Here is a 6,887-nt window from a genome sequence, read left to right as displayed (position 1 = left end):
CTGGCCGGCGGGCCGGAGCCGCTGCAGGCCGCCACCCTGCGGCTGGCGGCGGCGGCGCTGGTGATGCTGCCGCTGCTGGCGGGGCTGCCTCGGGCCGCCCAGGGGCCCCGGCCGGCCGTGCGCCGCTGGCCCGTGGCGCTCGCCGCCACCCTGCTGGGCACCAGCGCCGGCATCGCCCTGCAGCAGACCGCCCTGGCGGGGCTGCCGGGGGGGCTGGCCGTGGCCCTGCTGTCGACGGCGCCGGTGATGGCCCTGCCCCTGGCGGCCCTGGAGGGGGACCGGCCCGGCTGGCGGGGGGGGCTGGCCGCCGCCGCCGCCTTGGCCGGGGTCAGCCTGGTGGCGGGTCTGGTGGGGCTGCCGGGGGCCTGAGGCGCCGGTCGGCTTCGCCGGCGGCCCAGTGGATCAGGTCGGCAAGATCCAGGGCCAGGGGCTCCCGGCCGGCGGCGGCGGCGATGGCCACCAGCTGCTGCCCCACCCCGTCCATCTGGAGGAGGAAGGCTTCGGCGAAGCCGGCATCAGCGGCGATCACCGGCTGGGCGGCGGCCCAGGACGCCACCGCCTCCTCGGGCGGGAGCCCACCGGCCCGCCGCCCGGCAATGGCCTGCAGGGTGCGCAGGCCATGGGCCAGGAGCCGCAGGTGGTGGCGGTCCAGGGTGGGCAGCAGGGTGGCCTCCAGCTCCTGCAGCTCGTCGGGGCTGAGCACGGCTCAGGTGGCCGAGGCGGGGCTGGCAGCCATGGGGGCGATGCGGAAGCCGCAGCTGTGGCCCCCCTCCAGCCGCCAGTGGACCCGCTCCACGGCACAGTCGGGGAAGGTCTGGCGGATCAGGCGCAGCTCCTGATCGCAGACCACCGGGTACTGCTCGGCGATGCGCATCACGGAACAGTGGAACTCACTGATCACCCAGGCGGCCGTGTCGGTGGCGGCGTTGGGGTCGTCGTCGAGCCGGCATTCGGCCACGTAGCCCTCCTTGCGCCGCAGTTCGACCAGCTGCTCGATCCGGTGGCGGAGGGGGCCGCTGCCGATCAGGCGGCGGTAGTCGGCGGCCTTCTCCTCGGCCTGCTGGCGCAGCACCAGCTCCAGGGTGTCGGCCGGCAGGCTTTCGGTGAGGGTGTGGAGCAGGCCGAGGGCGAAGTTCTCGCTGCCATCGGGGAAGCGGCCCTGGCCCTGGTCGGTGAGTCGCCAGCGGTTGCTGGGGCGGCCGGGGCCTTCATGGGAGGGGCTGGCCTCCACCAAGCCGTCGTCCTCAAGGCTGCGCAGGTGACGGCGCATGGCCTGCACCGACACCCCCAGAGACTCCGCCAGCTGGGCCGCCGTCGCTTCGCCTTCCCGCAGCAGCACCGACAGGGCTGCCTCCCGGGTGGGATGGGCCCCTTCGACAGGGCCGGCCGCGGGGGCGGGTGACTGGGCAGGGGCGCTCATGACAGGCGTCAGACCAAAACACGATGCCACGCACATCGGAGGAATGGGGCCCGGCCGTGGTGGCCGCCGGGGCGTCACAATGGCCTCTCCACGCCGCCAACGGACCGCGCCCGTGCCTTAGGCTCCCGCAGTAACGAAACCAAAGTGTTTCGTTATTCGATCCCCCGGTGCGCGCAACCGACGCTCTGCCCATGACCGACGCCTCCACCACCACCCCCGCAGCCGGTGCTGAAAGCCTGGAGGTGATCCGCCGTTTCGCGGAAACCTACGCCCAGCGCACCGGCACCTATTTCTGCAGTGATCCGGGGGTCACCGCGGTGGTGCTGGAGGGTCTGGCCCGCCACAAGGACGAGCTGGGCGGCGCCCTCTGCCCCTGCCGTCACTACGAAGACAAGGAGGCCGAGGTGGCCCAGGCGTTCTGGAACTGCCCCTGCGTGCCGATGCGGGAGCGCAAGGAGTGCCACTGCATGCTCTTCCTCACCGAAGACAACCCCTTCCGGGGCGAGCAGCAGACCATCAGCCTCGAAGAAATCCAGTCCCTCGCCGCCGGCTGAGCCGGCCCCTTCACCATGACGAGCACCGCAACCGTCGGCGATCTGGTGAGCCAGCCGTACAAATACGGCTTTGTCACCGACATCGAAACCGAGAAGATCGCCAAGGGCCTCAGTGAGGACGTGGTGCGGCTGATCTCCGCCAAGAAGAACGAGCCCGCTTTCCTGCTGGATTTCCGCCTGCGGTCCTACCGCCAGTGGCTGCAGATGGAGGAGCCCGACTGGGCCAGCCTGGGCCACCCGCCGATCGACTACCAGGAGATCATCTATTACGCGGCCCCCAAGCAGCAGGAGAAGAAGGCCAGCCTCGATGAGGTGGACCCGAAGCTGCTGGAAACCTTCGAGAAGCTCGGCATCCCCCTGAGCGAGCAGAAGCGCCTTTCCAACGTGGCGGTGGATGCGGTGTTCGACAGCGTTTCGATCGCCACCACCTACCGGGAGAAGCTGGCCGAAAGCGGCGTGATCTTCTGCTCGATCAGCGAGGCGGTGAAGGACCACGCCGACCTGATCGAGAAGTACCTCGGCACGGTGGTGCCCGGCAACGACAACTATTTCGCGGCCCTCAACTCCGCCGTGTTCAGCGACGGCTCCTTCGTGTTCATCCCGAAGGGGGTGGAATGCCCGATGGAGCTCTCCACCTACTTCCGCATCAACTCCGGCGACACCGGCCAGTTCGAGCGCACCCTGATCGTGGCCGAGGAAGGGGCTTCGGTGAGCTACCTGGAGGGCTGCACGGCGCCGATGTTCGACACCAACCAGCTGCATGCGGCGGTGGTGGAGCTGGTGGCCCTCGATGACGCCTCGATCAAGTACTCCACCGTCCAGAACTGGTACGCGGGGGATGAGAATGGCAAGGGCGGCATCTACAACTTCGTCACCAAGCGGGGCCAGTGCCGCGGCGACCGCAGCCACATCAGCTGGACCCAGGTGGAAACCGGTTCGGCGATCACCTGGAAGTACCCCAGCTGCGTGCTGCAGGGGGCCGATTCGGTGGGCGAGTTCTACTCGGTGGCCCTCACCAATAACCGCCAGCAGGCCGACACCGGCACCAAGATGATCCACGTGGGTCCCCGCACCCGCTCCACGATCGTGAGCAAGGGGATCAGCGCCGGCCATTCCTCCAACAGCTACCGGGGGTTGGTGCAGCTGGGCCCCAAGGCCGTGGGCGCCCGCAACTACAGCCAGTGCGATTCGATGCTGATCGGCGACCAGGCCGCCGCCAACACCTATCCCTACATCCGCTCCCAGCAGCCGGATGCCCGCATCGAGCACGAGGCCAGCACCTGCCGCATCTCCGCCGACCAGCTCTTCTATCTGCAGAGCCGCGGGATTGCCTTCGAGGAGGCGGTGTCGATGATGGTCAGCGGCTTCTGCCGCGACGTCTTCAACCAGCTGCCGATGGAGTTCGCCGCCGAGGCCGACAAGCTGCTTGCCCTCAAGCTCGAGGGCTCGGTCGGCTGATCCCGGCCCGCGGTCACCCCGGCCGGCCCAACGCTTCTTTCCCCGTCCCTTCCCTGCCCTTTTCTCCCCCGCCGTGATCCGCCCCGACGCTCCCGTACTGCTCGAGATCCGTGATCTCACGGCCCGCGTGGAGGACCAGCCCATCCTCAAGGGGGTGTCCCTGACGATCCGCGCCGGCGAGATCCACGCGGTGATGGGCCGCAACGGCAGCGGCAAGAGCACCCTCTCCAAGGTGCTGGCGGGCCACCCGGCCTACACCGTCACCGGCGGCACGGTGCGCTACATGGGCGACGACCTGCTGAGCCTCGAACCCGAGCTGCGGGCCCGCGCCGGCCTGTTCCTCGGCTTCCAGTACCCGGTGGAGATCCCGGGGGTAAGCAACCTGGAGTTCCTGCGGGTGGCCACCAACGCCCGCCGCGCCGGCAAGGGGGAGGAGGAGCTCGACACCTTCGCCTTCGAGGACCTGGTGCGTGAACGGCTGCAGGTGGTGCAGATGGATCCGGCCTTCCTGGAGCGCAGCGTCAACGAGGGCTTCTCCGGCGGCGAGAAGAAGCGCAACGAGATCCTGCAGATGGCCCTGCTCGAGCCCCTGGTGGCGGTGCTCGACGAGACCGACTCCGGCCTCGACATCGATGCCCTGCGCATCGTTGCCGGCGGTGTGAACCACCTGGCCGGCCCCGACAACGCCACCCTGCTGATCACCCACTACCAGCGGCTTCTGGATGTGATCACCCCCGATTACGTGCACGTGATGGCCGCGGGTCGGATCCTGCGCACCGGCGGCAAGGAGCTGGCCCTGGAGCTGGAGGAGCGCGGCTACGACTGGGTCGACGCCGAACTGGCGGCCCTGGAGCGCACGCCAGCGGAGGTGGGCTGAGATGGTGGCCGCTTCGCTCTCCACCCCCACTGCGGCTGCGGCCGCCGCCGCAGGCAGCTGGGTCGCCGCCCTGCTGGCGAACGCCACAGGTGGCGCCGATGCCCTGGCGGCCAGCCGCGAGCGGGCGGCCCAGGCCCTGGCGCAGACGCCGCTTCCCTCACGGCGCGTCGAGGCCTGGCGCTTCACCGATCTGGCGCCGCTCACTGCCGTGAAGCCCACCCTGCTCAGCCCCGCGCCTGGGGCGCAGCCTGAGACGGCCGCCGGCAGCCTGCGGCTGAACCTCGATGGCCACAGCGATCCCCTGGCCGGGATCTCTCTGCCGGCGGGCCTGGAGCCCATCGGAGGCGACGAACTGAACGCGACCCTGGGCCAGGTGCTGGCCGCCACCGGCAGCGCCGAGCTCTGGCCGGTGCTGCTCAACGGCGCCACGGCCCGCAACGTGCTGGCCTTGCGGGTGCGCGGCACGGTTGCCACCACCCTGGAGCTGGTGAGTGACGCCGGCGCCGGCGAGGGGATCCTGCCCCTGCGGCTGCTGCTGGTGCTGGAGCCCGAGGCTTCTCTCGAGGTACTGCAGGTGCACCGCAGCAGCGGCGCCAACCTCACCAGCGTGGTGCTGGAGGCCCGCCTGGGTGAGGGCGCCGAGCTGCGCCACGGCCTGCTGGCGTCTGGCGCCGAGACGGGCTGCCTGCTGGCCACGGTGGCGGTGGAGCAGGCCACGGGCAGCCGCTACAGCGGCGTGAGCGCCCACGGCGGCTGGGCCCTGGGGCGGCTGGAGCCGCGGCTGGTGCAGTCCGAGGGGGCGGCCCACAGTGCCCTCAAGGCCCTGCAGCTGGCGGATGGCCGCCAGATCAGCGACACCCACAGCCAGATGGTGTTCGAAGGTCCGGACGGGCGGTTGGAGCAGCTGCACAAGGCGGTGGCCGACGGCCAGGGCCGCAGCGTGTTCAACGGGGCGGTGAAGGTGCCGCGGCTGGCCCAGCGCACCGATGCGGCCCAGCTGAGCCGCAACCTGCTGCTCTCGGACCGGGCCCGGATCGACACCAAGCCCGAACTGGAGATCGTCGCCGACGACGTGCGCTGCGCCCACGGCGCCACCGTGAGCCGGCTGGAGCAGGACGAGCTCTTCTACCTGCAGAGCCGCGGCATCGCCGCCGACCAGGCGGCCCGGCTGCTGTTGCGGGGCTTCTGCGAGGAGGTGCTGCAGGAACTCCCTGAGGCCGCCCGGCCGTGGCAGCCTCTGGCCAGGCTGTTGGGGGAGCAGGGACGATGACACCGACCTCCACCAACTCGCCGATGGTCGCGGCCCCACCGCTGGCGGGCACGCCAGTGGTGGCCGACCTGGCGGTGCAGACGCGCCCCGATTTCCCCCTGCTGGCCCAGACGGCCTGCCTGGGGCAGCCCCTGATCTACCTGGATTACGCCGCCACCAGCCAGAAGCCGCGCCAGGTGCTGGAGGCGCTGCAGCAGTACTACAGCCTCGACAACGCCAACGTGCACCGCGGCGCCCACCAGCTGAGCGCCCGCGCCACCGACCATTTCGAAGCGGCCCGGGGCAAGGTGGCCGCCTTCATCGGTGCGGCCAGCGCCCGGGAGATCGTGTTCACCCGCAACGCCAGCGAGGCGATCAACCTGGTGGCCCGCACCTGGGGTGACGCCAACCTGCGGGAGGGCGATGAGGTGCTGCTGTCGGTGATGGAGCACCACAGCAACCTGGTGCCCTGGCAGCTGCTGGCGGCCCGCACGGGCTGCGTGCTGCGCCATGCGGGCGTCACCGAGAGCGGCGAGCTGGATCTGGAGGACCTGAAGGCCAAGATCAGCGATCGCACCAAATTGGTGAGCCTGGTGCATGTGAGCAACACCCTGGGCTGCCTCAATCCGATCGAGGCAGTGGCTGCCCTGGCCCATGGGGCCGGCGCCCTGCTGCTGGTGGATGCCTGCCAGAGCCTGCCCCATAAGCCGGTGGACGTGGCCGCCCTGGGAGCCGATTTCCTGGTGGGTTCGTCCCACAAGCTGTGCGGCCCGACGGGCATGGGCTTCCTCTGGGCCCACGAGGCGCTGCTGGAGGCGATGCCGCCGTTCCTGGGGGGCGGCGAAATGATCCACGACGTTTACCTGGACCACAGCACCTGGGCCGACCTGCCCCATAAGTTCGAAGCCGGCACCCCGGCGATCGGTGAGGCGATCGGCATGGGTGCCGCCCTCGATTACCTGCAGAACCTGGGCATGGAGCGCATCCACGCCTGGGAGCAGCAGCTCACCCGGCGCCTGTTCGATCGGCTGCAGGCCATCGATGGGGTGCGGATCCTGGGGCCCACGCCGGATCAGCAACCCGACCGGGCCGCGTTAGCGGCGTTCAGCGTGGAGGGCCTGCACGCCAACGACATCGCTGCCCTGCTGGATTCGGCCGGCATCTGCATCCGCAGCGGCCACCACTGCACCCAGCCCCTGCACCGCCACTACGGCCTGGCCAGTTCCGCCCGCGCCAGCCTGGGCTTCACCACCACCCCCGAAGAGATCGACCGCTTCGCCGAAGAACTGGAAGGCACGATCGGTTTTCTGAGGGAGCACAGCTGAGGGG

At 70.4% G+C, this 6,887-nt stretch carries 8 protein-coding genes; 6 read left to right on the top strand and 2 right to left on the bottom strand.

Annotated features, from left to right (window positions below; genetic code table 11):
- Positions 1 to 369: EamA family transporter (locus tag KUG43_RS12015; protein ID WP_216909344.1), on the top strand; the 369-nt coding region annotated here is incomplete at its 5' end.
- Here KUG43_RS12015 and KUG43_RS12010 read toward each other — a convergent pair.
- Positions 329 to 703 (bottom strand): NDH complex assembly factor CRR9, encoded by a 375-nt coding sequence (locus KUG43_RS12010; RefSeq protein WP_216909342.1) that lies wholly within the window; start codon positions 701 to 703, stop codon positions 329 to 331. The genes KUG43_RS12015 and KUG43_RS12010 overlap by 41 nt on opposite strands.
- 3 nt (positions 704 to 706) lie before the next feature.
- Entirely contained in the window at positions 707 to 1,420 is a 714-nt protein-coding gene (sufR, locus tag KUG43_RS12005) for an iron-sulfur cluster biosynthesis transcriptional regulator SufR (RefSeq protein ID WP_216909340.1), read from the bottom strand.
- 191 nt (positions 1,421 to 1,611) lie between these two features.
- Between sufR and KUG43_RS12000 the strand changes: the two genes are divergently transcribed.
- The 5 genes from KUG43_RS12000 (at position 1,612) to KUG43_RS11980 (ending at position 6,883) form a co-directional block, all read left to right on the top strand.
- The gene (locus tag KUG43_RS12000; protein ID WP_216909338.1) at positions 1,612 to 1,974 is read left to right on the top strand and encodes a ferredoxin-thioredoxin reductase catalytic domain-containing protein; all 363 of its coding nucleotides are present in this window, start codon (positions 1,612 to 1,614) and stop codon (positions 1,972 to 1,974) included.
- Positions 1,975 to 1,989: 15 nt separating this feature from the next.
- Complete coding sequence (gene sufB / locus KUG43_RS11995) at positions 1,990 to 3,432, top strand: Fe-S cluster assembly protein SufB (RefSeq protein WP_216909336.1); 1,443 nt, start codon at positions 1,990 to 1,992, stop codon at positions 3,430 to 3,432.
- Positions 3,433 to 3,505: 73 nt separating this feature from the next.
- Entirely contained in the window at positions 3,506 to 4,309 is an 804-nt protein-coding gene (sufC, locus tag KUG43_RS11990) for a Fe-S cluster assembly ATPase SufC (protein ID WP_216909334.1), read from the top strand.
- 1 nt (position 4,310) lies between these two features.
- Entirely contained in the window at positions 4,311 to 5,579 is a 1,269-nt protein-coding gene (gene sufD / locus KUG43_RS11985) for a Fe-S cluster assembly protein SufD (protein WP_216909332.1), read from the top strand.
- A gap of 23 nt (positions 5,580 to 5,602) precedes the next feature.
- A complete protein-coding gene (locus KUG43_RS11980; RefSeq protein ID WP_216909365.1) occupies positions 5,603 to 6,883 on the top strand; it encodes a SufS family cysteine desulfurase in 1,281 nt (426 codons plus the stop codon).
- Positions 6,884 to 6,887 lie beyond the last annotated feature (4 nt).

This window comes from Synechococcus sp. CCY 0621, from assembly GCF_019038465.1.
GTDB lineage: Bacteria > Cyanobacteriota > Cyanobacteriia > PCC-6307 > Cyanobiaceae > Cyanobium.
Note: the sequence above shows the minus strand (reverse complement) of the source record. Positions and strands in the feature narration are given on the sequence as shown.